The 24,581-nt window shown below is 52.1% G+C and carries 24 protein-coding genes; 17 read left to right on the top strand and 7 right to left on the bottom strand.

Annotated elements, in window-relative coordinates; translation table 11 throughout:
* Position 1: 1 nt before the first annotated feature.
* Both ACFOLF_RS11085 and ylbJ read right to left on the bottom strand, forming a co-directional pair.
* Positions 2-799, bottom strand: a complete 798-nt coding sequence (locus ACFOLF_RS11085) for an NAD kinase (protein ID WP_210038179.1) — start codon at positions 797-799, stop codon at positions 2-4.
* Between the two features lie 66 nt (positions 800-865).
* Complete coding sequence (gene ylbJ, locus ACFOLF_RS11080; RefSeq protein ID WP_379114081.1) at positions 866-1,891, bottom strand: sporulation integral membrane protein YlbJ; 1,026 nt, start codon at positions 1,889-1,891, stop codon at positions 866-868.
* Positions 1,892-2,402: 511 nt separating this feature from the next.
* Between ylbJ and ACFOLF_RS11075 the strand changes: the two genes are divergently transcribed.
* Both ACFOLF_RS11075 and ACFOLF_RS11070 read left to right on the top strand, forming a co-directional pair.
* A complete protein-coding gene (locus ACFOLF_RS11075) occupies positions 2,403-2,801 on the top strand; it encodes a globin domain-containing protein (protein ID WP_210038181.1) in 399 nt (132 codons plus the stop codon).
* A gap of 4 nt (positions 2,802-2,805) precedes the next feature.
* Positions 2,806-3,510 (top strand): DUF2225 domain-containing protein, encoded by a 705-nt coding sequence (locus ACFOLF_RS11070; RefSeq protein ID WP_379113924.1) that lies wholly within the window; start codon positions 2,806-2,808, stop codon positions 3,508-3,510.
* 103 nt (positions 3,511-3,613) lie between these two features.
* On the opposite strand, the gene ACFOLF_RS11065 is transcribed toward ACFOLF_RS11070, so the two are convergent.
* Complete coding sequence (locus ACFOLF_RS11065) at positions 3,614-3,844, bottom strand: hypothetical protein (RefSeq protein WP_210038183.1); 231 nt, start codon at positions 3,842-3,844, stop codon at positions 3,614-3,616.
* On the bottom strand, positions 3,841-4,032 hold the full coding sequence (locus ACFOLF_RS11060) for a YycC family protein (RefSeq protein ID WP_210038184.1): 192 nt from the start codon (positions 4,030-4,032) through the stop codon (positions 3,841-3,843). The genes ACFOLF_RS11065 and ACFOLF_RS11060 overlap by 4 nt, the downstream gene beginning before the upstream one ends.
* A gap of 193 nt (positions 4,033-4,225) precedes the next feature.
* Here ACFOLF_RS11060 and ACFOLF_RS11055 point away from each other — a divergent pair, with 193 nt between their 5' ends.
* The 12 genes from ACFOLF_RS11055 (at position 4,226) to ACFOLF_RS11000 (ending at position 17,520) form a co-directional block, all read left to right on the top strand.
* Positions 4,226-6,049: a M3 family oligoendopeptidase gene (locus ACFOLF_RS11055; RefSeq protein WP_210038185.1), complete on the top strand. Its 1,824-nt coding sequence runs from the start codon at positions 4,226-4,228 to the stop codon at positions 6,047-6,049.
* A gap of 136 nt (positions 6,050-6,185) precedes the next feature.
* Complete coding sequence (gene ndk, locus ACFOLF_RS11050) at positions 6,186-6,659, top strand: nucleoside-diphosphate kinase (RefSeq protein ID WP_210038186.1); 474 nt, start codon at positions 6,186-6,188, stop codon at positions 6,657-6,659.
* A 207-nt stretch (positions 6,660-6,866) separates the two neighbouring features.
* The gene (locus tag ACFOLF_RS11045; RefSeq protein WP_210038187.1) at positions 6,867-8,009 is read left to right on the top strand and encodes an AAA family ATPase; all 1,143 of its coding nucleotides are present in this window, start codon (positions 6,867-6,869) and stop codon (positions 8,007-8,009) included.
* Positions 7,975-9,213, top strand: coding sequence for a CpaF family protein (locus ACFOLF_RS11040; RefSeq protein WP_210038188.1), 1,239 nt, complete (start codon positions 7,975-7,977; stop codon positions 9,211-9,213). The genes ACFOLF_RS11045 and ACFOLF_RS11040 overlap by 35 nt, the downstream gene beginning before the upstream one ends.
* Entirely contained in the window at positions 9,210-10,049 is an 840-nt protein-coding gene (locus ACFOLF_RS11035; RefSeq protein ID WP_210038189.1) for a type II secretion system F family protein, read from the top strand. Before ACFOLF_RS11040 ends, ACFOLF_RS11035 begins: the two co-directional genes overlap by 4 nt.
* Positions 10,050-10,068: 19 nt before the next feature.
* Entirely contained in the window at positions 10,069-10,950 is an 882-nt protein-coding gene (locus ACFOLF_RS11030) for a type II secretion system F family protein (protein ID WP_210038190.1), read from the top strand.
* Between the two features lie 95 nt (positions 10,951-11,045).
* Entirely contained in the window at positions 11,046-11,234 is a 189-nt protein-coding gene (locus ACFOLF_RS11025; protein ID WP_210038191.1) for a Flp1 family type IVb pilin, read from the top strand.
* Positions 11,235-11,277: 43 nt separating this feature from the next.
* Positions 11,278-11,937 (top strand): pilus assembly protein, encoded by a 660-nt coding sequence (locus tag ACFOLF_RS11020; protein ID WP_210038192.1) that lies wholly within the window; start codon positions 11,278-11,280, stop codon positions 11,935-11,937.
* Between the two features lie 29 nt (positions 11,938-11,966).
* The gene (locus ACFOLF_RS11015; RefSeq protein ID WP_379219447.1) at positions 11,967-14,204 is read left to right on the top strand and encodes a hypothetical protein; all 2,238 of its coding nucleotides are present in this window, start codon (positions 11,967-11,969) and stop codon (positions 14,202-14,204) included.
* The gene (locus ACFOLF_RS11010) at positions 14,167-15,138 is read left to right on the top strand and encodes a TadE/TadG family type IV pilus assembly protein (RefSeq protein ID WP_210038194.1); all 972 of its coding nucleotides are present in this window, start codon (positions 14,167-14,169) and stop codon (positions 15,136-15,138) included. The genes ACFOLF_RS11015 and ACFOLF_RS11010 overlap by 38 nt, the downstream gene beginning before the upstream one ends.
* A 30-nt stretch (positions 15,139-15,168) precedes the next feature.
* Positions 15,169-15,687, top strand: a complete 519-nt coding sequence (locus ACFOLF_RS11005) for an A24 family peptidase (RefSeq protein ID WP_210038195.1) — start codon at positions 15,169-15,171, stop codon at positions 15,685-15,687.
* Between the two features lie 18 nt (positions 15,688-15,705).
* Positions 15,706-17,520, top strand: coding sequence for a DUF6382 domain-containing protein (locus ACFOLF_RS11000; RefSeq protein ID WP_210038196.1), 1,815 nt, complete (start codon positions 15,706-15,708; stop codon positions 17,518-17,520).
* 42 nt (positions 17,521-17,562) lie between these two features.
* Here the strand turns inward: ACFOLF_RS11000 and ACFOLF_RS10995 are convergent, their stop codons facing one another.
* The 3 genes from ACFOLF_RS10995 to ACFOLF_RS10985 form a co-directional block, all read right to left on the bottom strand.
* Positions 17,563-18,465, bottom strand: coding sequence for a TIGR01777 family oxidoreductase (locus tag ACFOLF_RS10995; protein WP_210038197.1), 903 nt, complete (start codon positions 18,463-18,465; stop codon positions 17,563-17,565).
* Positions 18,466-18,552: 87 nt separating this feature from the next.
* Positions 18,553-19,137: a hypothetical protein gene (locus ACFOLF_RS10990; protein ID WP_210038198.1), complete on the bottom strand. Its 585-nt coding sequence runs from the start codon at positions 19,135-19,137 to the stop codon at positions 18,553-18,555.
* 156 nt (positions 19,138-19,293) lie between these two features.
* Positions 19,294-19,731, bottom strand: coding sequence for a DUF2621 domain-containing protein (locus tag ACFOLF_RS10985; RefSeq protein WP_210038199.1), 438 nt, complete (start codon positions 19,729-19,731; stop codon positions 19,294-19,296).
* Positions 19,732-20,031: 300 nt separating this feature from the next.
* On the opposite strand from ACFOLF_RS10985, the gene ACFOLF_RS10980 reads away from it, so the two are divergent.
* From ACFOLF_RS10980 to tkt, 3 genes are all read left to right on the top strand, one after another.
* Positions 20,032-21,159 carry a deoxyribonuclease IV gene (locus ACFOLF_RS10980; protein ID WP_210038200.1) on the top strand — a complete coding sequence of 376 codons (1,128 nt, stop codon included), beginning with the start codon at positions 20,032-20,034 and terminating at the stop codon, positions 21,157-21,159.
* Positions 21,160-21,222: 63 nt separating this feature from the next.
* On the top strand, positions 21,223-22,122 hold the full coding sequence (purU, locus tag ACFOLF_RS10975; protein ID WP_210038201.1) for a formyltetrahydrofolate deformylase: 900 nt from the start codon (positions 21,223-21,225) through the stop codon (positions 22,120-22,122).
* A 424-nt stretch (positions 22,123-22,546) separates the two neighbouring features.
* Complete coding sequence (gene tkt / locus ACFOLF_RS10970) at positions 22,547-24,562, top strand: transketolase (RefSeq protein ID WP_210038202.1); 2,016 nt, start codon at positions 22,547-22,549, stop codon at positions 24,560-24,562.
* Positions 24,563-24,581 lie beyond the last annotated feature (19 nt).

Here is a 24,581-nt window from a genome sequence, read left to right as displayed (position 1 = left end):
ATTATTTCACATCGTATCCAAGAAACGCCTCACGCACCCGGTTCCAGAACGGGAAGGGCCGGTACCTGGCGAAGCTGACCTTATGTCCCGCAACACTGCAGCGGATGGATCGGATATCGTTTCTTGTAATGTTTAAATGATCGAACGATAGCTGCAGCCGCTGATCCTTGCGCGAAATAATATCGCAATGATGATGCTGCGGCAGAACGACGGAAGAGCCAAGCGTGCGGTATACCCGATTGTTGATTGAGGCGATTTCCGCTATTTGCAGCGATTCTATGGAAGGATGGATAACGGCTCCGCCCAGGCTTTTGTTATAAGCGGTACTGCCCGATGGAGTGGAAACGACGATGCCATCGCCCCGGAACATTTCAAAGAGCTCGTCATTGATATCGATTTGGGCAACCAAAGTATTGTCCACGCCTTTAAGGGTGAATTCATTCAGCGCATAATGTGTTGAAATGCCTTCGGTCGTGTCCAGTTCAATCTGCGCGATGGGATACCGTACGATCTTCGGTTCATCTTCGGCCATCATGCGAACCAGTTCGTCGAGCTCATCAGCCTTCCAATCGGCAAAAAAACCGAGATGACCCGTATGAACGCCGATAAATGCGACGCTGGCGACCCGGTCGGAATAGGAATGAAAGGCCTGAAGCAGCGTTCCGTCACCGCCGATGGAAATGACGATATCCGGTTTTTCCTCATTCCGCGTAAATCCTTTTTCCGCTGCCTTGATGTGAAAATGCTGTGCCAGCTCCTGGGACAGTTTATCGCCTCGATCGACCACTGCGTAGTTCAAAGAAACAAGCTCCTTCCAAAACGGTAGATAGTTCGATCATATCGGAAAACGCCCTTGAATACAATGTCAACCGATGGGACCCAGGCTGTTCCAGAGCAGATAAACAAGCGCCATGGCAAGGATGCCGTGAACCAAGCGAGCGATCAGAAATGGGATATACCTAAGATTCGTCCGGCTGAGTAGACTGGCAACCTGCGCATGTACGGATAATCCGCCCCAGGAAAGTATGAATGCCGCAATCGCAGCCTGATGGACAAGTGAGGTTCCTGCTGCGGAGCCTGAGGCTTGCGCCCCAAGGGTCACTTCGAACAATCCGTTAATCACGGCATTGGCAAGGGACAGCGGCAGGCCGAACAGATTCATGATTCCGCCGAGTATATGTGTGAGCACGCCGATCGCTCCTCCGCTTGTCAGCAGCTCCATAATAACGGAGAAGACGACCACAAGTCCGCCGACGACGATCATCAGCCTCAGGGCTGCTTGTACCGCATCCTGAAGCAGCCTGCCAATGGGCCTTCCGTCCAGCAGCCGTGCCTCGTGCATGGCCTTAACCGCCTCGACAAGGCGTGACTTGCGCCTCCCTGCGGGGGGAGCGGCTTGCGTATGTGCCGATGATTCATATTTTCGGTCATGGAAGCGCATCATAAGACCTATGAGCAATCCGCCGCCATAGTGGGAAACTGCAAGCAGCGGGGCGAGAGCCACATTATGAAAGAAGCCGACCGATACTGCGCCAATCAAAAAAATCGGGTCCGAGGTAGTGGTGAAGGCTACAAGCCGCTCCCCTTCAGCGCGGTTGACAAGGCGCTGTTCCCACAGCTGGGCAGTCAATCTGGCCCCGACAGGATAACCGGAGGCGTAGCCCATTGTCACGACGAAGCCGCCGATGCCCGGCAGCCGGAACAGCGGACGCATCAAGGGATCCAGCAGCTTGCCGAAGAAATGGACGATTCCGAAACCCAGAAGCAGCTCGGATATAACAAAGAAGGGAAAAAGCGCCGGAAACAGCACCTGCCACCAGATGGAAAGTCCGCGAATGGAGGCTTCCAGCGAAGCGGCGGGAAAAACGGCAAGAAGCAAAACAAAAAGCATGGCGGACCAGGCCGGGATAACAGCCGGGCGGATCAAATACCGGACAATATGCACAAAGTCCCCCTCCAATCGATCTAATAAAAGGCCTACTAATCGATATATGAGCGGAATGGGACAATCATCACAATTGTGGGTAATATATATATAAAGACGGATGCTTTGTTGACAGTTTTCTGTAAAAATAAATAAAGAAAACGCTTGCAATTCAGGTATTATTTTCGACATGTTTATGGTACACTAGAAGTATATCGAACGCTTGGGGTGATGACTTTATGAGTTTTATTGCCGGCATCCTCGTGTGCGCATTCGTTTACGTAATCCGTGAGTCATTGATGGCTCCCGGTGAAGAGGATTATGAGAGCTGACCTTCGTTGCTTATTTGTACTATCCAATGACCGAATGCCCTCCTTTAGAAGGGCATTTTTTTTGTTTGACCACCTAAGACTTAAGGCGTAAAAAAATAACTTGTAAACTATTACCAAAGACCTACAAAATGGAGATGCATATGACGATGAATAACTATAGAACTATTTATGACGCTGTTGGCGGATTTGAAGGCATAACCCGAATTGTCGAGGCTTTTTATCCCAGAGTGCAAAAGCATCCCTTATTGGCCCCGCTTTTCCCGGAGGACATTTTTCCCGTTATGGAGAAGCAAGCATTGTTTTTATCCCAATTTTTTGGCGGTCCGGCGCTTTATTCCGATCAATACGGCCATCCCATGATGCGTGCAAGGCATATGCCGTTTCCAATTACGCCGGAACGCGCCGAAGCATGGCTGTCCTGCATGCGCGGAGCGCTGGAAGAGAACGGCCTGCCGGCAGAGCTTCAGGAAATCGTACTTGAGCGGCTGTCCGGCCCTGCCCATCATTTTGTGAACACGAATGAGACGAACGAACAGGAGACGTGATTGCATGGAGCCGCTCTATTTAACCTCGGTCACTTGCATTTGTTGTGAAGCGGAGTATCAGAGCTCGCGCGTTAGACCAAGCTTCAAGAAGGCTTCATCGCGTGACAGCGATTTTTGTGCGCATTTCAAGAGTGAAATCAATCCTGATTATTATGTGGTTCGGGTATGTCCCAAATGCGGCTTCGCCTCCACTGAGAATAGCGCTGAACAGCTGAGCGATGCACAGAAGAAGCTTTATTACGACAGGATTGGAATGCATTGGGTGGTGCGTGACTACGGTGGGAGCCGGACTCAGGACCAGGCACTCGAATGCTACAAGTTCGCTTTGATATGCGCCCAGGTGATTGGTGACAAGGAACGCGTTATCGCAGGCATCCTGCATCATATCGCATGGATTTACCGGTATAAGGAGCAGACGGAGCAGGAGCTTCGCTTTCTGCGGTTTGCACTCGGTGCTTATGTCCGTGTCTATGAGACGGAAGGCGTTGATTTGAACAATGCCAAGCTGATGTTTCTGATCGGCGAGCTGCACCGGAGATTAGGTGAGCCAATCGACGCTGTGCGCTGGTTCTCACGCGTGGTGAACGACAAGAAAATTACGGACGGTTCGATGATCCGCGCTTCCCGCGAGCAATGGCAGCTGCTGCGCTTGGAGAATGCCGGAAATACGGATTTTATTGATGGTGTGCAGGCCAAGATTAACGCATAAGCAATGGGTCTCTGAAGGAATATGCAAAAAAGAAGCCGTCCGGTTATAGGCGGCTTCTTTGTCATGGAGTGAAAATGGTATGAAAGAACAGGTCTGAGACAAGTCACCTAAGCTTGGTATCCGTTAGCAAATAGTCCTGATCCGCATCAATGACCGTTACACGGCTGTTGCAGCAGGGGAAAACAAGCAGACGCTTCTTGCCGCTTCGAACATCAGCCAGTTCCCTGGGCCTCATCGGCAGCAGCACGTTATCCCTGCCGCAGAACGGACAGGACGGCACGTAAAGGTCTTTCATGAGAATGTCATAAGGCCAGGTACGCTCGAAGGGAATCACGAATCGGAGGCTCCTTTGCCGGATTCATCAGATCCGGGATTCTCGGGAGCAGGACTTGCCTTGGCAAGCTCAGCCAGCTTTTGCAATAAAATATGTTTGGGCATATGCATCAGATGCTCAAGCGGAACATTCAACTCTTTGGACAGTTTGATGGCCGTTTCGGCCGAGAGCTGTAACGGTTTGGACATGCAATCAACTCCTCGTATGGCGGCCGGCGCCGGGCAAATCCCGTCTCGCCGCGCGAAAACTCAAGCCTAATAACGAAATATTGGCAATAGGGGTCAAGCTTTCGTTATAATTCAGTTATACACCGATGACGTGGAAATCGCAACGCGAGAGCAAAAGATAGGGCAATTATCAGTTTGGAGGAGGAATGCGGCAATGGAGCAAGTGTATCCACAAAGTTGGAATCTGGACGTTCTGTACGAAGGAGGCTCAAAGTCGGAGGATTTCGCAGCGGAATTAAAAGGCATCGGGTCGGATATTGATGCGTTGGCTGCAGGGCTGCAATCGTCTGCAGCCGGGGGGCAGGGCGAGCCTGCATCGACTGCTTCCCTGGGGCAGCTTTCGGATTGGACGCAGCGCATTCAGTCCATCCTGCTCAGGCTCCGCCAGTCGGAATCTTTCGTCTCCTGCCTGATGGCGCAGCAGGTGAAGGACATGGCGGCAAGCGGACTTAGCGACCGGGTGAAAACACTGGCCTCCAAATTCAATGCAGCGCTCACCGATTATGACGAGCAGCTGCGATTGACAGATGAGACCGAGTGGCAGAGCTGGTTGAAACAAGAGGATATAAGCCCGCTTGCCTTTACCTTGAATGAGCGCCGCAGCGCGGCAAAAGAGAAGCTTCCGCCGAGTCTGGAGGCGCTGGCCGGAGAGCTTGCGGTTGACGGTTATCACGGGTGGGGCGATTTCTACAACACGATCGTATCCCGCGCGCGGTTTGAAGCCGTGGAGAAGGATGGAACAGTGAAATCCCTCTCGGCAGGACAAATGCACAACCGTCTCTCCAGCGGGGACAGAGCGATACGTGAGGCTTCCTTCGCCGAATGGGAACGAGTATGGGGAGAACAGGCTGAGCTGAGCGCGGAGACGCTTAACCGGATCGCCGGATTCCGGCTCAAGCTGTATGGCAGACGTGGCTGGGATTCGGTGCTTAAGGAGCCCTTGTCCATGAACCGGATGAGCGAGAAGACGCTGGACGCCATGTGGGCAGCCGTTAATGAAGGCAAACCCGAGCTTGTCCGCTACCTGGAGCGCAAAGCGGAGCTGCTTGGCGTCGCCAAGCTCGACTGGCATGATGTAGACGCGCCGATTGGATCCGCCACACGGACGGTCTCCTACGATGAAGGAGCGGCGTTCATTCTGGAGCAGTTCCGCGCGTTCAGTCCGGATTTGTCCGATTTCTCGGAGATGGCCTTCCGCGACGGCTGGATCGAAGCGGAGGATCGTCCGGGCAAGCGGCCCGGCGGTTTCTGTACGGCCTTTCCGAAAAGCGAACAGACCCGGATCTTTATGACGTATTCCGGCACGGCATCCAATATTTCCACGCTTGCCCATGAGCTGGGCCATGCCTATCACCAGCATGTGATGAATGATATGCCTCCCTTTGCCCAGGAATATGCTATGAATGTGGCGGAGACAGCATCCACCTTTGCCGAGCTGATCGTGTCCGATTCGGCCATGCAGGCGGCGGAGGATCCCGAAGAGAAGCTGGCTCTGCTCGAGGATAAGCTTCAACGGTCGACGGCATTTTTTATGAATATTCATGCCCGCTTCCTCTTCGAAACCCGTTTTTACCAGATGCGCAAAGAGGGAATGGTTGATCATGAGCAGCTCTGCAAACTGATGGAGGAAGCGCAGCGCGAAGCCTACAGCGGCATTCTCGGCGAGGCTCATCCGCATTTCTGGGCATCCAAGCTGCACTTTTATTTGACGGATGTGCCTTTTTACAATTTCCCTTATACCTTCGGTTATCTGTTCAGCAGCGGTATTTATGCGCAGGCCAGGCAGGAGGGACCTGCATTTGCTGGACGTTATGTGGCATTGCTTAGGGATACGGGCCTGATGACGGTGGAGGAGCTTGCGCAGAAGCATTTGGGCGTACGCCTCGATGAGCCGGAATTCTGGCGCGCGGCGGTTGCCCTGACCACAGAGGATGTACGAACTTTTTTGGAACTGACGGAAGATTTAAAGAATAAATAGGCTGTTTTCCTGCGGCTGTGGATGTATTCTCTCCCGATGAATGGATATTGGCGGATTATGGAAAGACTTATAAAGATGTGGCGGTGCGGCATACACTGCTGCGCCGCCGAGCCGATACTCAAAGGAGATAAGCCGCATGGAACGCACATTTGTTATGGTTAAGCCGGATGGGGTAAGGCGGGGATTAGTCGGTCCGATCCTTACACGTTTTGAGCAAAAGGGCTTTAAGCTCCAGGATCTGAAGCTGATGATGATTGATCGCGAGCTGGCGGAGCAGCATTACGGGGAGCACCGCGAGAGACCCTTTTTCGGGGAACTGGTCAGCTTTCTGACGTCGGGAAAGGTGTGTGCGATGGTGTGGGAAGGGCCGAATGCAATAGCTGGCGCCCGTCTTCTCATCGGCCAGACCAATCCGGCAAACGCCGCGCCAGGAACGATACGAGGGGATTTTGCGCTTGAGGTTTCGGAGAATATTATCCATGGTTCGGACTCCGCTGAAAGTGCCGGCCGGGAAATCGCTTTGTTTTTCGGAGACGCAGAGGAGCCTGATATCCCAAGATTTAATATTGATGAGATTGATAGCTATCCGGTGGAGGGCACGGTTCACTAGGTTGGTGAAGCTTCCATAATCCCAACCCCGGGTCAAATTCATCTTGTTAATTTGGGGGTTGACGATATGCAGGATGTCGTGGTAAATTGTGGTCATTCATAGTTCGATACGGAAGCACCGTAATTGCGCAGTTTATCTGCGTTGTTATGGTGCTTTTTTGTGTTTTTCAGACTCTTTATCAGGCAAAGCAGGGAGGGGAGACACAGCGTGAACAAACGAAGTTTGATCGTGGCCGTCAAGGAATCGGGCTATATCGAGCGCTTAGCCGAGTATATCCGTCATTCCCCGTTCGGAGAGGAATGGCAGCTGACAGCTTTTACAAATCCGGCTGCTCTGCGGCATTTTATTCGCGGGGGCTATGCTGTGGATCTGATTGCAGCCCAGCCATCCATTCTTGAAGAGATGGGCGAGCCGCCAATTGGCGTACCGGTTGCAGCGCTTATCGACCAAAGAGGGCAATATCCGCAAGGCACGGAGGTGCTGCAATACCAGCCTCTGCCGCAGCTGCTGCAGGCTATGTCCGCTGTCCATGCCGCAGCAGGCATGCATACGGGAGTTCGGCAGGGGGGAGCGAATGCGCCTGTGATTGCCGTCTATTCGGCGGCCGGAGGAGTGGGCAAGACGACACTTGCGATTCAGCTTGCCCAGCAGGCGGGAGTCCGCGGTGCACGTGTTTTTTATTTGAATCTGGAACAGTGGAATGCGACGTCGCTGTGGCTGGGAGATGACGGTCCGGAGGATTTCTCGCAAATGCTTTACACCCTGCAGGCCCAGCCGGAGCAATCGTCACTTCGATTACCGGAGCTGCGCAAACGCCATCCTACGCTCCAGATGGATTATTTTGCACCGGGCGGAAACGCCGGGGAGCTCCTGTCGTTAAACGGGGATCAGACAAGGCTGTTAATCAATACAATCGCCGGTTCCCGGCAATACGATCTGGTCATCGTTGATTTGGACAGCAGATTGGAAGAGCTTCATCATGCGGTGCTTCAGGCTGCAGATCATACCCTTTGGCTGGTAACCGGGGACGCGGGAGTGCTCCGCAAAACACAGCTTGCCCTGCGCTACGGCGAGCAGAAATGGAGAGATGAATTTTTGGCTTACAGGCGAAAGTTCAAATTTGTTAACGCCCGTTTCTGGAATAATGATTCCATCTGCGAGGAGGCATTGAAGCTCCGTCTGGAGGGGGCGCTGCCTTTTGTGACGGAATGGATGAACGAGCATAAGGGGGCGGATGGCAGCAGCTCACCCCTGTACCGGGGCGCTGTTGAAGCGCTGCTGGTCCGACTGGCTATTTTGGAAAGGGGAGGGGAAGATGCAAGAGGAAATCGTACTGAAGCTAAAAGCTAAGATACGCGGCCAGCTTGACATGGATAATGCGATATCCGATGCGGATTTCATGGGAATGATTGAACGGACTGTTTTTCAATGGTCCCGCGAGCATCCCTTGACTGCAAGCGAGAAGGTGCAGTTGGTCCGCCGCCTGTTCCACGCATTCCGGGGGCTTGATCTGCTTCAGCCGCTGATGGATGACCCGACGGTAACGGAGATTATGATCAACAGCCATGAGGAGATGTTCATAGAGCGTGCCGGCAAGCTGACGCGGCTTCCGCAGTCCTTCGAAAGCCGCGAGCGGCTGGAGGATCTGATTCAGGCGGTAGTGGCCGGAGTCAACCGTGTCGTTAATGAGTCTTCTCCCATTGTTGATGCCCGATTGAAGGATGGGTCGCGTGTCCACGTTGTGCTTCCGCCTGTTGCCTTGAAGGGGCCGACGATGACGATCCGCAAATTCCCGGAGCAGCCGCTTCACATGAATGATTTGATTGCGCTCGGGGCGCTCACGGAAGAAGCTGCGGCTATGCTGCGCAAGCTCGTCGCCGCCAAATACAATATTTTTATCAGCGGGGGAACGGGATCGGGCAAAACCACCTTCCTAAACGCCTTGTCCCAGTTTATTCCCGCTGATGAGCGAATCGTTACAATCGAGGATTCAGCAGAACTCCAAATTGCCTCGATACCCAATCTGGTCTCGCTGGAGACTCGCAATGCCAATACCGAGGGCAAAGGCGAGATCAGCATGCGCGAGCTGATCAAGGCATCGCTGAGGATGCGGCCCAACCGCATCATCATCGGCGAGGTCCGCGGCGGGGAATCCATCGATATGCTGCAGGCGATGAATACCGGACATGATGGGAGCTTATCAACCGGGCATTCCAACAGCGCCCGCGACATGATGGCCAGACTGGAGACGATGGTGCTCAGTGGAGCCGATCTGCCTATTACGGTTATCCGTCAGCAGATCGGCTCGGCCATCGACATTATCGTCCATTTGTCCCGCCTGCGCGACCGTACGCGCCGCGTGACGGAGATCTGTGAAATTACCGGCGTTCAGAATGGGGAAGTGTCGCTTCAGTCGCTTTACCGTTTCGAGGAGGAGGGGGAGACAGCCGGGCGGGTAATCGGCGCCTTGAAGCCTACCGGCAATCGGCTGAAGCGAAGATGGAAGCTCCAGATGGCAGGTCTAGAGGATGCAATCAGGGAGGAGGTGGGATGAAGCGGAAAATCAGGAAGAACAATGAGGGCTGGTTGGAATGGCTTGGCTGGCCTCTGGATGCTGACTCGGTCCGTAAGGTTCAGAGCATTAACGGTTTGCCGGATTATTCGGTATACCATCTGAGCAGACGCCAGTTCATTCTCGCCGCGGCTGTCGGATGGGCTTTAATGTTTGCCGCGGCCTATCTTTTCTACCGCTCTGTAATTGTCGCGCTTATTCTATCTTTGGCCGGCTTGATCGCTCCACGGATCAACCGCAAGAGCCTCCTGGTCAGGAGAAGGGTGAGATTAACTCTTCAGTTCAAAGAGGCGTTGTATTCCGTTACCTCCTCACTTGCTGCAGGGCGCTCCGTGGAGAACGCATTTGTTACTGCTCTGGATGACCTGAAACTGCTTTACCCGGATCCCGATACCGAGGTGTTGGTCGAATTTGAAATTATCCGAACCCGCATGGCCTATGGGGAGCCTCTTGAGCATGCACTGGAAGATTTGAGTCAGAGGGCTGGAATCGATGATATCGCCCAGTTTGTTGATGTGTTCGCAACCTGCAAGCGTTCAGGCGGAGATTTGGTTGAAGTGATCCGCAGGACATCGCAAACCATTGGAGAGAAGCTGGATATTCAACAGGATATAACGGTTATGCTTGCACAGAAACGTTATGAATCCCGGATTATGATGGCAGTTCCATTCGTATTCCTGGCGTTCCTTGGATTCAGTGCTCCCGACTATATGGAACCTCTTTATGGAGGAATCGGCTATGTGCTGCTGACGGTTTCTCTTCTGTTATTGCTTCTGTGCTACTGGATTATGACTAAAATTATGGATATCCGGATGTAAGGAGAAAGGCGGGAAAAACATGAGCCTGCTGCTTGGAGCGGCTTTGACCTTCGTGTGGGCCTGGGCCTTCATTATGGCGGGGAAAAAAGACAAGCATTACGCGGCCTCATTGACCGGCCAATCGTTGCTGGATACACAGAATAATCGAAAAATAGTGATCAAGCCGTTTTATTTTCTGCTGGACAGGTCCGGCGTTTGGGATCGCATACAGACGCTGCTGGCAGGTTTGCATGGAAAACTGCTTATTCTGGGCGGAACAAGCTGGACAATCGAGTCGACAAGGCAGTTTGTTGCTTTTTCAGTGGGAATCGGCTACCTGGCCATTGTCGCCAGCTGCTGGCTCAGCTGGCTCAGCGGGGAGAACACCCTGCTGCTTGTCGGAGGTTTGCTTGGGTTAGGGATTCCGGCAGCCAGATGGAGGGACGCGGGGAAGAAAGTTGAGCGGCGCAAGCAGGAGATCCTGCTGATGCTTCCTGAAGTGCTGAGCAAGCTCATGCTGTTGCTGGGAGCGGGAGAAACGGTTCAGCGGGCGCTTCTGCGATGCACTCTGCGGAAGGATGGCAAGCAGTCGAGCGTGTTGCTCGAAGAGCTACGCCGGGCCAATGAAGGCATCCGCAATGGCGAGTCCTTCGCAGCCGCAATGGAAGCCTTCAGCAGACGCTGCGCGGTGCAGGAGGTATCGTTGTTCACCACGACGCTGCTGCTCAATTACCGCCGCGGTGGAGACAAGCTTTCTCTATCGCTCAAGGAGCTGTCGTATACTTTATGGGACAAGCGCAAGGCCGTTGCCAGATCCATGGGCGAAGAGGCATCCTCGAAGCTGGTTTTTCCTCTTGTAGGAATATTTCTTATTCTAATGGTGCTCGTTGCCTCACCGGCTATTATGCTGATGGGCGGGTAGAGTCTGCCGATACGGCACTTGCGTTCAATGGCCGGCAAACACATAAATTCATTATAAGTGCGAATATCCGCAGCGACAAAAAGGAGAGCTTGAATATGGAAAAACAAATGAACGGTCTTCGTAAATTTTGGAGTGACGATGACGGTATCGGCACACTGGAAATCGTGCTTATTATTGCTGTAATTATTATTCTGGCGCTTTTATTCAAGGATTGGATTATCGGCTTGCTGCAGAATCTCATGGGCGAAGCGGATAACAAAGCCAACGAAATTTTTAATGAATAGCCGGCTTCAGCGTTGGCTTAAAGGGGAGGAGGGGAGTTTCACTTTGGAGTCATCCATGGTGCTTCCGGCTATCTTTTTCGCTCTCCTCACTCTCATAATGCTGAGCATGTATATGTACCAGAAGGTCGTTCTTTATGATGCCGCCTCGGTCTCTGCGGAGCGGGCCGCATTCCGTTGGGATAACAGCTATCGTGACCCGTTGAGCGGCATGGGGCAGACAGGTCATTATGATGGTCTCTATTGGCGGATGTCCGATAATGGCGCTCTGCAATCGCTCTTCGGTTTTGGAGAGAGCAGCGGGAGCGGTGAATTTGTTGTGGCTATAGGTGGCGACGTCGTCAGCGGTCAGGATGAAAGTGTGGACGAGACTCCCTCCGCACTTCCGGCAGCTAAAATGGGCAAGATCGCACAGAGGATTCCGCAGCCCTTCGAGGGCGAAATGAGCTACTCCTACGGACTGCTCCAGAAACGAATCGGAGTCAAGCTGAGGCAGCCTTTGTCCATTGGGCCTTTGGAAACTATGCTGGGGCATTCCGAGCCCAGAGCCGTCAGCGAAGCTGCTGTTGTTGATCCTGTAGAGCTGATTCGGAACATCGATCTGGTGAGGTATTATACAGCAAAATTCGGAAATGCGCCTGACGCCGATTCCAAGCGAAAGCAAGCCTCGAAGGTGCTTGAGAAACGTTCCCTGATGAAAAAGTAGAAGGGAGCCGATTTGGAAAAAGGCTGCGAATGGAGGGGATGATCGTCAGAGGATATAAGCATTATGATCAGCAAGGCGAGCGCCGGAGAGGATTTATAAATAGCGAGGATGGTGCAGTTTCGATTTATCTTATCGTTGCCACTACAGGTATTCTGCTGCTGACATCACTGCTTATTGATTATGCGCGGATCGCCGCGTTTCAGAAGCAGCTGGAGGTTGCGGCACAATCCGGCGTCCGCTCTGCGCTGTCTGCATATGATGGCCCGTTGTATGAGAAGTATGGCTTGTTTGGCGCCGGCGGAACGGACCGGAATGAAATATTTCAGCATGTCACGCAGAACAACTGGATGGGTGATCATAATGCTTTTCAAATGCTGCGTATACAATCAGAGAACTCACATGTGAACAGCTATGAGGTTCTTGGTACGCATGAGGTTTTTAAGCGGCAGGTGCTGGAAGAGATGAAATATAAAGCTCCAATTGATTTTACACTCGAAGTGGTCTCCAAATTCGCTCCTTTGGCCGGGGCGATGAAGGAAGCTGCGGCTTCCGTTGAGGTGCTCGAAGAAGTTCGCAAGCTGTATGACGAGCGGGAAAAGCATCTGCGGGAAGCATTGGAGCTGCAGCGAAAATCGGCTCAATCTGCGGAAGAGGGGATCGCTGCTTTCTTTCCGGCGGGCGGTTCGGGCTCGTCAGGGGGAACGGCTGCAAATATTATATCCGGTTATAGCTCATATCTCGGCTGGATTGCCCATGATTCTGCACTCCCTGAAGGGGAGAGACCCATGTATGCGATGGAAATAAGCTCTTATGCTTTTTCGGCGAGAACTGCCTCCAATGAATTATTAGAAGCAAGCCATAAAGCGTTGGCGCGGCATCGGGAGCTTGAGCTGAAAGCTTCGCAGGAATTGGAGGAAGCCCGGCGCTGCAATAATGAGATGAGGACGGTTATTCAACAGCTGCAGGAAAATCAGGACAGCAGCGGTTATGACCGGATAGACGGCGAGCAAACGGATGATCAGCCGGCGTCTGATGCTTCGGCGAATATTTCGCAGCTGCAGCAGGCTAGACAGAGTTCCGAGGATATGCTTCTCTCCGATGATTGGTTTACTGCATACAAGGGGGAATTATCCGCACAGACGGCGGGTTTTGCTGCATTTGATGACGGGACAGCGGAATTTCAAAGCGCTGTATCGATGGCTCTCTCAAACCCAGGTTCAAGCTCATTAATGTCTGCCAGCGCGGGTGGACTGCAAAATGAATTCAATCATTATACGGCCAACTATATTAGGCCGGCTGCAATTATCAGCGCCAGGGCCAATGAGATGAATGGGCGCCAGTCATCAGACGAACAGCGGAAGCAGAAGGAAGAACAGGCCAAATCCAAGTGGAGCGAGGTTCGCGGCTGGATGAGTGGGATGAGCGCTTCCGCAAATTCGGAAAATCAAAAAGCTTTCGATGAAGTCAAACAGCGTTTCGAAGCCAATCTTCACTTTAATGAGCTGACTGGAGACAATGAGCTGCCGGAGGCTGAACAGCTTGATCCTTATGATGCTGCAGCATCCTCCATGGACGGCATGGGTTCGATATTCTCGGGGATGGCCGACATGCTGACAGGCATTCGCGATCCCTTGTATATGAACGAATATATCGTTCACCGCTTCCATGCTTATGATCCGAAGCATTTTGAGTCTATTATGACAAGCGGAGGCGGAAGCGAATTTTCAGATTCCCTGAGCCTGGACAATCAGGAGGTGGAATATATATTGTACGGGTTTCACGATCCTGCTGCCAATATTGCCGCTGCATACGGTGAAATATTTGCTTTTCGGCTTGCAATCAGGACCATGGAGGGCCTGGTCGAAAGCAGAGGTTTGGGGCATCCCCTGCTTGTGCTTGCCGGGGCTTTACTTTATGGCTTGGAGAAATCCATCGGGGATATGATGATGCTGGCCAAGGAAGGGAAGACCCCCTTGTCCAAATATGTTTCCACGGATTTAACCTATCCTGATTATTTGCGGGTATTTCTGCTGGTGCATGGGAGCAGTGACAAGCGGACAGCGCGGACGATCGCAGTTATCGAGCAGAATACAGGAATCACGCTGTCCGGAACCTCAACGGGCGTATCCGGTGAGCTGACCGCTTCGGTTAATCTGTGGTTTTTGCCGGGGCTGCTGAAAAGCTTTACGGCATCCGGTATTTTGAATGGAAAGGTGAAGGGCAGCCGCTATGAAGCGACAAAAACGATCGGCTGGTCGTACCAGTAGACGTCAGGGCGAATCGGGAAGCATTGCGCTTGAAGCAGCGCTTATCATGCCGATTGTGCTTATGGTCATTATTTTCTTCATTTGTCTGATCCGTTTATGTTCGGTGCAGATGGCTCTTCATGGTGCGGCATCGCAGACGGTCCGGCAGGCGGCTGCCAATATCCGTCCGGTTGAGCTTGCTTCCCATTATCTCTCGGAGCAACTGCTTTCATCCGAACCTTCTTCACCGTCTGCATTTCAGCCGCCTCTTCCAGGTATACCCCTTGTTGCTGAAAAGCTGGAGGACTGGCTTCCTGCCCCTGCCGGTTTGTTGATGACGGCGATGTTGACGGGAGATTGGAAGCCTGTACAGGATGCCGCAACGACCGAACTGGCGCGTGCAGTAATAGAACCGATGCTGCGGCAAGAGGCGGATCAGTCGATTCTTGAGCCGGACCAGCTTAAGCTGAGCCTCCTTTCACTTCCGGATCTGGAAGATCGCGCCGAACCTTATCTTCGGATCGAAGCGGAATATACATTCAAGCTCGGTTTTCCATTCACCCAAAAAACGATTGTTCTTAAGGATCAGGCTGAGGAGCGTGTATGGGTCAGCGATGCTATTCAGGCTCCGCGTGGAGATGCAGAGGGTGGGGAGACAGCAGAGGCTCTGATCCAGATTGTGTCCATTGAACCTGATCCTCTCAGACCAGGGCGTCAGGCGAGCCTGGTCGTTCAGACAGATCCCGGTCGGACACTTGATCTGGTTATCGATTATAAGAGCGGGCGGAGCCAGGCGAAGCATTTGGGGGCAGCCACGGCAGATGGTGAAGGTAAAGTGGTCTGGCAGTGGCTGGTTTCGGGCAATACAACACCTGGCGTATGGGAGTTGACGGTTACGGCTAATGATGGTACGAAGGTTACCAGACATTTTGTGGTACAGAAGAGAACGGGGTAACCATTCCCCTACAGAGGGGGGATTGCCGTTATGGAATCATGGATTTCCGGCGCTGCCGCTGCGCTGCTGCTGTTAGCAGCCTTCATTAGCGACATCAGGGCAATGCGAATTCCAAATGTGCTTACGGCATCTTTTTTTGTCGCTGGCTGCTGCTATCATCTGTTCGCCGGCGGCATCAATGGCGGTTACCATTCGTTGCTGGGTGCTTTGGCGGGTTTCCTGCCGCTGCTCGCCATATATGCGCTCAAGGGAATTGGAGCTGGAGATGTAAAGCTGTTCGGGGCGCTTGGCGCATGGATTGGCGCTGCGGCGGTTGTTCAGGTCATGATGTACGCCATCTTATATGCTGGTGCAGCTGGTGCTGTGTTATTGTTCTTTCACAGCAAACTCGGAAGACGCATGAAAGCATGGCTGTATTCTCTGCTTGTTCCGAACGTATGGAGCAAGCGGGAGTCGTTCAAGGAATTGGCTGCGGAGGGTTTGCGTTTTCCATTTATGCTGGCGGTTGCTCCCGGGGCTTTGACCTTCTGGTTAATCATTGGTTTGTAGAGGAAGGAGGAATGCAGGATGGGATTAGAAGCTTTTCGCATCGATTTTTCGATGAATCACGGCCACGAGATGATCGTTGACCGGGAATCGGGCATAACCCGCGAGATGTTGGATGAGATTGAAATTCATATGCTGCAGGCGCAAAAAATCCCTAAGCTGCTTGATGTGGAATGGATTGATATCGACGGGAGAGTCAGCTTTCGCTATCCGTTGAACGGAAAACGAATGCTCATGCATAAGCTGCAATCGCATACGCTAACGATGGGGGATTTCTACTTGCTGCTGCTGGCGATCGTGGAGGCAATCGATGATTGCCAGCATTATATGCTCAGGCCTGCCGGATTTATGCTGCATGAGCAGTATCTCTTTGTGGGTGAGCGTTGGCAGGATATCGGCCTCGCATATATCCCTCTGAGCGGGGAAGGGGTTCTTCCCCCAGCGGGTGAAGCTATGCTTGCGATGGCTGTGCGCTGGATCGCGCATATTGATCAACCGGATGGCATCGGGCTGCAGCGGGTATTCCAGCATTTGAAGGGTGAGTATATTTCCTGGGGAGCACTAAGACAAACCTTGCTGACCTTGGTTCAGGATCATCACCTTGGTGTCCGGGACAGAGTACCTGTACCTCCTCCTGCCGAATCGATTCAATTGAATAAGGGCAGGGTTATTCCCGGACAGCCGAACAGCCTGCTGCAGCCTGTTCTCAGTGAGCCTGGCATAACGGTGCAGGAAGAGACGATATCGCGAAGCAGAGCTGAACCTCTGGCACCGAAGGTTGAAGCAGCTGCAGGAAAAAAAGCCGGAGACGGGAGATTTTCAGCACTTCCAGAGGGAGGAGAGCTGCCATTCTTGCAGCTTGACGATGAGGAGGCGAGGGATGAAGCGGATGCCGGCTCTTCGAGACCGAAATGGATCCTGGGCTGCCTGTTTATTCTGGCTGCCGCCTTGATATGGCGATATCTGTATATGGCTTCGCCTACACGGACCAGTCTGTTGATCAGTTTGGGACTCACTTTAATGGTGGGAGCTGGGATGCTGTTCTATAAACGGAAAGTCGGCGGTAGTGAGGATTCTGATCTTGAGGGGGAGAGCGTGGGCAAATGGTCCGACGATGAAGAGGGGTTTGTACCAGATTCATCGTTATTAAATCGTGGCAGCGTTACGATGAATCATGAGCTTCCAGCCGTGATGAGCTCCTGGTCAACCCGTCTGTCAGGTCTCAAAGCGCAGGCATTGGCATTCGCACAGGGTCGCCCCCCTGTTCCTTCCGGACCATCCATGGCAGTCCCGGATGTCTTTTCAGATGCATCCGCAATGAATCATTCACCACAAGGATTTGATTATCATCGCTCAAACCAACAATCTATTAACGATTCGGATGCAGGACGGGGAAAGGCAGCCCCATCGCCTTCTTTTACTGTTCCCTCCCAGGAAGGGTCCGGGCCCACGCAAAATATGGAGGTTCAACAGGATATAACCGTGCTGCTAGGAGGTGACGCTGCCGCAGCCCAGGAGCGACAGCTGGTTGCTCCATGGCTGGAAAGAGAAGCGGATGGCAAGATGGACAAGGTGTCCATGGTGGCCGAGCGTTTTGTCATTGGCCGATCAGCCGAAGCGGCGCATTATGTGGATGCCTCATCAGGAATTTCCCGCTCGCATGTGGAGCTGATGGCAGCAGGAGAAGCATGGACAGTCCAGGACGTCGGATCGAGGAATGGAAGCACGCTGAACGGAGACAGCATGATTCCATATAAAATTTACCAGCTCCAACATGGCGACATTTTACAGCTTGCAGGCGACAAAGGCCCGAAATATAAATTTCGGGCCGAATAATCCGTTATGCTATTCTATAACAAGGTTTCTACTTTAAGCTACTTATCCATTATGCACAGCGATATTTTCCATTGCGCTTTTTATGGTGGGATAATGAAATTCAAAACCATTATTCAACGCTTTGCCCGGGACAGCCCGCTGCCCCTCCAGAAGCAGCGTCGACAGCTCGCCGAACATTAATTTCATCATGAAGCCGGGGACCGGGAACCAATGCGGCTTGTGGAAAGCAGCCCCCAGTGCACGGCCGAACCGGTCATTGGTTACAGGCTCGGGAGCGCTCGCGTTAATGGGACCTTTGATTTGGCTGTTATCGATGCAGAATAGAAGGAGTCGAACCATATCCTCAATATGTATCCAGGACAGCCACTGCTTTCCGGTACCGATTTTACCTCCGGCAAACAGGCGGTAAGGCATCAGCATTTTAGGGAAAGCACCATCGTCGCTGGCGAGCACTACGCCTACTCTTACTTTGACCAGACGGGAGATATTGATGCGGTCTGCTGCGGCTTCCCACTTCTGCGAAACGGCCGAGAGAAAGTCGTTTACGTTGATTGGACTCTCTTCATCGAATATTTTATCTGTTGAAGTGCCATATATCGATATACCGGATGCATTGACGACAACATCGGGCTTTTGCTGCAAAGAAGCAACCAGCTTCTCGATTTGCTCAGCAGCATCGAGACGGGATTGAAGAATTCGGACCTTGGCTGATTCGGTCCATTTCTGATTTATGGATTCGCCTGCCAAATTCACAATCGCGTCAATACCCTCAAGAATCTCTGGGGATTTAGCGAGATCCTCCCACGTTATCTGCTTCAATCCCGTTCGTTCATGCCGTAAGGAGCTTGTTCGGGAGATGATGGTTACTTCATCCCCGCGGTTAAGCAATGCATCGACAAGCCTGCCTCCAACAAAACCGGTCCCGCCGGTCACCGCAACCTTCATCCCATGCGCCCCCATTTTCATTTGCACAATTTATGATGAGTATGGTTTGATTTATCGTCCTGTTCTGTTATCCCCTGAAGGGTGCAGTTATTTTTGCTTGATGCTTTTCAGCCAATATTGCTTGACCATTTCTCCATCCACATCTGTATCCTTCTCGATGTATTCATAAGTAACATTGGAATTATCGCTTAGGCTGGTAAGCTGCTTGGACACCTCATCATCCACTTGAAAGACAGTCGCCGTATCATTCATCTTGATTTCCACGGAATGGGTGTCCACTTCACCAACATACTCTCCCTCCCCCTTCAACACGGTATCCTGGGCAGGGTCTGTATTTGCGCTCCCTTCCGTTCCGTTATCAGGGGATTCGGAAGAACCGGAATTCGCATTGTCCGGTGCCGGATTATTTGAACCTGAATCAGGTACAGCCGTACCGGGATCTGTCACGCTTCCATTGTTATTCGTGCTTCCACTGTTGTCCATGCCGCTATTGCTGTTTGTACTTCCATTGTTGTTCACATCTGTATTGGCCGGCAGTGAAGTGTTGCCATTGTCCTGCGTATTATTGTTTCCCCCGCTGTTGCAGCCAGCCATAACGGCAAGAGCAATTGCACAACCGATCAGCCAAAGCGTTCTCTTGTTTTTGCTTCGTTTTATTTGTGTATGGTTCATTGAAGAACACCTCCTGCTATCTTTAACGTATGTATACCCGATTAGGTTTCCTTTCAATCTGACACAGGCCTTGCTGCGGATACAGGTAAAGCCACCTGTGGGTGGCTTTAAGCTGCGGTTTTACTGGCTTATAGGCAGGAAGCGAGGGGCTCCTGTTTATTTGTTAAGCAAGTGCTTGTAAGGTGTATAATCGATCCCCTGTTTCTCCAAAAAGCTGACAAGGCTGCGGTAATCACGTTTGGGCGTGGCGCGGATATAGCCTTCGATGCAATGGCCCTGTGTGACCTCAGACGCTCCGCTTTCTACGGCAACCTGTGCGATTTTTGCGGCAATGGAATGTTTGGCGATGTCGCGGAAGGCTTTGGGGACAGGCGAAACCAGTCGCTCAAGAAAGGTCTTTGAATCCTCCGGCCACATTTCCCTGCTGCGGTCGACCCAATAGTTCTGCCAATCAAGCTTGGATTTGCCGTCACGCTTGGGCAAAACCTTCAAAAATTTACGGAACATAAAGTAACCGCCTATTGACATAAATCCGAGCATGACAAACGCCCAGAAAACGATAAAATACATAAACCAATTCGGCGTGTTGCCCATATCCGATCACCTCTTCATGCTATTATACCCGATGCGCAGCTGCCATTGTAAGCAGAAGGCCTCATTGTTCCTTGGCTGCAGTTGAATTAATTATAATCCACGTCGCGCCCAGGCTGCAACAATAGGATAGGAAGGAATGATCTGCACGAAATAATCTGCTTATATGCAAAATAAGGCTGAGTGGACAGACTCCTAGATTTATTTTTCTATTCCCTGTAAAATGAGAGGGACAAACATAGTTGATAGACGGGCTGCTAGTAATAGAGGCTGTTATAGATGAAGGGAGCGAGTGAATAAATTATGTTGAAAATCGGGTCCCATGTTTCGTTTTCTGACAAAGGGCTGCTGACCGCAGCGCGAGAGGCAATCTCATACGGTTCGAGCTCCTTCATGATCTATACCGGAGCACCGCAGAACACCAGACGCAAGCCAATAGAAGATCTATATATTGAAGAAGGCAGGGCTTTGATGAACGAAGCCGGCATTAACGAGATTGTCGTTCATGCCCCTTATATTATTAACCTGGGTTCTTATAAAGAAGATACGTTCGAGCTGGCTGTCCGTTTTCTGCAGGAGGAGATCCGCCGCACCGACAAGATTGGCGTCCGCAACATCGTGCTGCATCCCGGCGCATACACCGATAAGGATGCGGATTACGGCATTGCCCGAATAGCCGAAGGACTTAATGAGGTGCTTGACGGCACCAAGGAAACGAACGTCAATATCGCTCTTGAGACTATGGCCGGCAAAGGAACGGAAATCGGCCGCAGCTTTGAAGAGCTCGCACGCATCATAGAAAAAGTACATGAGAATGATCGGCTGACAGTCTGCATGGATACTTGTCATATGCATGATGCCGGATATGATCTCATTGGCGATCCGGACGCGGTATTTTCCGAATTTGACCGGATCGTTGGGCTGGACCGGGTTGCCGTTGTTCACGTCAATGATAGCAAAAACGGGCGCGGGGCGGGCAAGGACCGTCATGCTCCTGTCGGTGCGGGGTTCCTCGGCTATGAAGCGATCAACAGAATCGTGCATCATTCGGAGCTGCAAGGTCGGCCTTTCATTCTGGAGACGCCGTGGATCGGCCAGGAAGACAAGACGCAGCGTCCTATGTACGAAGCGGAAATCGCTTTGCTGCGGGGAGACACCAAGGAACGTTTCGGGGAGGAGTTTCTCGGCGACGTTGAGCGTCTGCACCACTTCTTCGGCAAGCAGGAAATCGATCACCGGGATTTTGTGCTCCAAACCTGGGATGTGCTGAAAAATGATGCGAAAGCGAAGAAGGCTGATCCGCGGGAGCCGATGGACCGGTTGTATCAGCTTGTAGCGGAGAACCGTATTCTTCCCGAGCTGTCGGAGGAAGCGATCAACCAGCGCATTACGGGATGGTTTGCAGGCAAAGAGCTGCTTGTGAACGCTTAGGGCATAGGCAGTAGATCTTGCGGCATTAAATATCAAAGGCGATGGAAGGAAGTCTGCAACTTTATGGCAAACACGTATCAACCCCAGCAGTTCTCGGACCGTCCCGACAAACGGAACCGGGCAAGAATGCTGATTTCATGTCCGGACCGGTCGGGGATTGTCGCTGCTGTCTCCCAGTTTTTATACGAGCACGGAGCAAATATCGTTCAATCGGATCAGTATTCCATGGATCCGGGCGGCGGAATGTTTTTTATCCGTTTTGAGTTTGACCTTCATGACCTGGAGCGTGAGCTTCCTGTCCTGCAGGAGGATTTTGCCCGGGTATCCGATCGCTTCGATATGAAATGGTCGATTTTTCGCGCCAGCCGCAAGAAACGTCTTGCCGTATTTGTATCCAAGGAAGACCATTGTCTGCTGGAGCTGCTTTGGCAGTGGCAGGCGGGCGATTTGGAAGCCGATATCGCGATGGTTATCAGCAATCACCCCGACATGGGAGAGCTGGTTAAGTCCTTCGGTATTCCCTATCATTACATTCCTGTAAAAGCAGACACGAAGGCGGAAGCTGAGAAACAGCAGCTTGAAGCGGTCGTCGGCAAAGCTGATCTGATCGTATTGGCACGCTATATGCAAATTATTACTCCGAAGTTTATCGAGCAGTTCCCGAACCGGATTATTAACATTCATCATTCCTTCCTGCCGGCGTTTGTCGGAGGGAAGCCTTATGCTCAAGCATATCAGCGCGGAGTGAAAATTATCGGGGCTACGGCGCATTATGTGACAGAGGAGCTTGATGGCGGACCGATTATCGAGCAGGACGTGCAGCGGGTCAGCCACCGCGATGATGTCGACAATCTGAAGCGGATCGGCAGGACGATTGAGCGCGTTGTGCTCGCCCGTGCCGTGAAGTGGCATATCGAAGACCGCCTCCTGGTGCATCAGAACAAAACGGTTGTTTTTAATTAACATAAACTTCATGAACATGAAGAGCATGACCTGGCATGTGAAACGTATCTGATCCGCAGCGGCGGATGGGATACGTTTTTTTTATTGTCCACAGGAAGCATAATTCAGCAAACTGGAGGATTTGCATGCAAAAGCATAATTACAAAAAATAATGCAGTACAGCCTCGCCCGGTTCGGCTTATTCGCTCAGCAGTCTTGGAAGATTCGACCGAATGTTTGCCCTGCGGTTTGATAAAGGATGGAAATGGGGAAAAGGTAATGGTACAATATTTCAAAGCCAGTGCGCGCAAAAATAGACAGCGCAACACCAGAAAAAACAAGGGTCATCCTGCGTTTATAAGTAAAGTTTTGAAGGTTTATTTATACTTTCTTATAAATGAAGAGAGACTAGGAATGGACATGAGAACAGGAGGAGTTAAAAGTTATGACAGTCACACAGAAATCCATCGACCAGCTTTCTGTCGATACGATCCGCACCCTTTCCATCGATGCGGTTGAGAAAGCCAATTCCGGCCACCCGGGTATGCCTATGGGTGCTGCACCGATGGGATACCAGCTCTTCGCCAAAAGCATGCATCACAACCCTTCCAATCCGACATGGATTAACCGCGACCGTTTCGTATTATCGGCAGGTCACGGCTCCATGCTTCTTTACAGCCTGCTGCATTTATCCGGTTACGACCTTCCTCTGGAGGAGTTGAAAAACTTCCGTCAATGGGGCTCCAAAACGCCGGGTCATCCGGAGTTCGGCCATACGGCCGGTGTTGACGCAACAACCGGGCCGCTGGGCCAGGGGGTAGCCATGGCAGTAGGTATGGCAATCGCCGAGGCACAGCTGAGCGCCACTTACAACAAGGAAGGCTTTAAAGTAGTTGATCATTTCACATATGCGATCTGTGGCGACGGAGATTTAATGGAGGGTGTTTCGAGCGAAGCGGCTTCCCTTGCAGCCCATCTGAAGCTCGGCAAACTCGTTATGCTTTACGACTCTAATGATATCTCGCTTGACGGCGAACTGAACATGTCCTTCTCGGAAAATGTTCATGGACGCTTCGAAGCTTATGGCTGGCAGGTGCTGCGCGTTGAAGACGGCAATGATCTGGATGCTCTTGCCAAAGCTGTTGCGGCAGCGCAAGCGGAGAGCGGCAAACCGACTCTGATCGAAGTGAAAACTGTAATCGGCTACGGCAGCCCGAACAAAGGCGGCAAGGGCGGACATGCCGGACCGCACGGTTCACCTCTCGGCACCGACGAGACCAAGCTGACGAAGGAGTTTTACGGCTGGAACAATGAGCCGTTCTTCGTGCCTGATGAAGTTCGCGCTCACTTTGCCGAGGTGAAGGCAAACGGCGAGAAAGCCAATGCGGAATGGGACAAGCTGTTCGCTGACTATAAAGCCGCACATGCCGAGCTGGCCAAGCAATTTGAAATTGCGATCAGCGGCAAGCTTCCTGCGGGCTGGGACAAGGAGCTTCCTGTCTATACGACAGAGGACAAAGCGATATCCACGCGAGTTGCTTCAGGCAATGCGCTCAATGGATTGGCCAAAGGCGTGCCGAACCTTGTCGGCGGGTCTGCAGATCTGGAGAGCTCGACCATGACGCATCTCAAAGGCTTGCCGGTTTTCAAGGCGGGTGCGTACGATGGCCGGAATATTTACTTCGGTGTTCGTGAGTTTGCGATGGCTGCAGCCATGAACGGGATCAGCCTTCATGGCGGATTGAAAATTTACGGAGGCACATTCTTCGTCTTTACCGATTACCTGCGTCCGGCAATTCGTCTGGCATCCATCATGAAGCAGCCGGTAGTGTATGTTTTGACGCATGACAGTATCGCTGTCGGGGAAGACGGACCCACTCATGAGCCGATCGAGCAGCTCGCATCGATCCGTATTATTCCGGGCCTGACGGTGATCCGTCCTGCCGATGCCAATGAAACCTCCGCAGCCTGGGCTTATGCGCTTGAGAACGGCAGCAAGCCGGTTGCGCTCGTGCTGACTCGCCAGAATCTGCCGATCCTTGAGGGTACAATCGCCAATGCCCGCGAAGGAATCGCCAAAGGCGCTTATATCGTATCCGATGCTGCCGGAGGTAAGCCGCAAGCGCAAATTATTGCGACCGGTTCAGAAGTGCAGCTAGCTGTCGCTTCCCAGAAAGCTCTGGCAGAAGAAGGCATCCAGGTTCGTGTTATCAGCATGCCGAGCTGGGATCTGTTCGAACAGCAGCCGCAGGCTTACAAGGATTCCGTATTGCTCCCGGATGTTAAAGCGCGTCTGGCTGTTGAAATGGCTTCCCCGTTCGGTTGGGAGCGTTACGTAGGCGACAAGGGCGCCATTCTCGGAATTGATACATTCGGCGCATCCGCCAAGGGCGACCGTGTCATTGCAGAATATGGCTTTACCGTTGCGAACGTAGTCAGCAAAGTGAAAGAATTGCTGTAGGCTAAAAGCGCCGGCAGCA

The sequence above is a fragment of the Paenibacillus sepulcri genome, assembly GCF_042647105.1.
Taxonomy (GTDB): Bacteria; Bacillota; Bacilli; order Paenibacillales; family Paenibacillaceae; genus Paenibacillus_Z; species Paenibacillus_Z sepulcri.
Note: the sequence above shows the minus strand (reverse complement) of the source record. Positions and strands in the feature narration are given on the sequence as shown.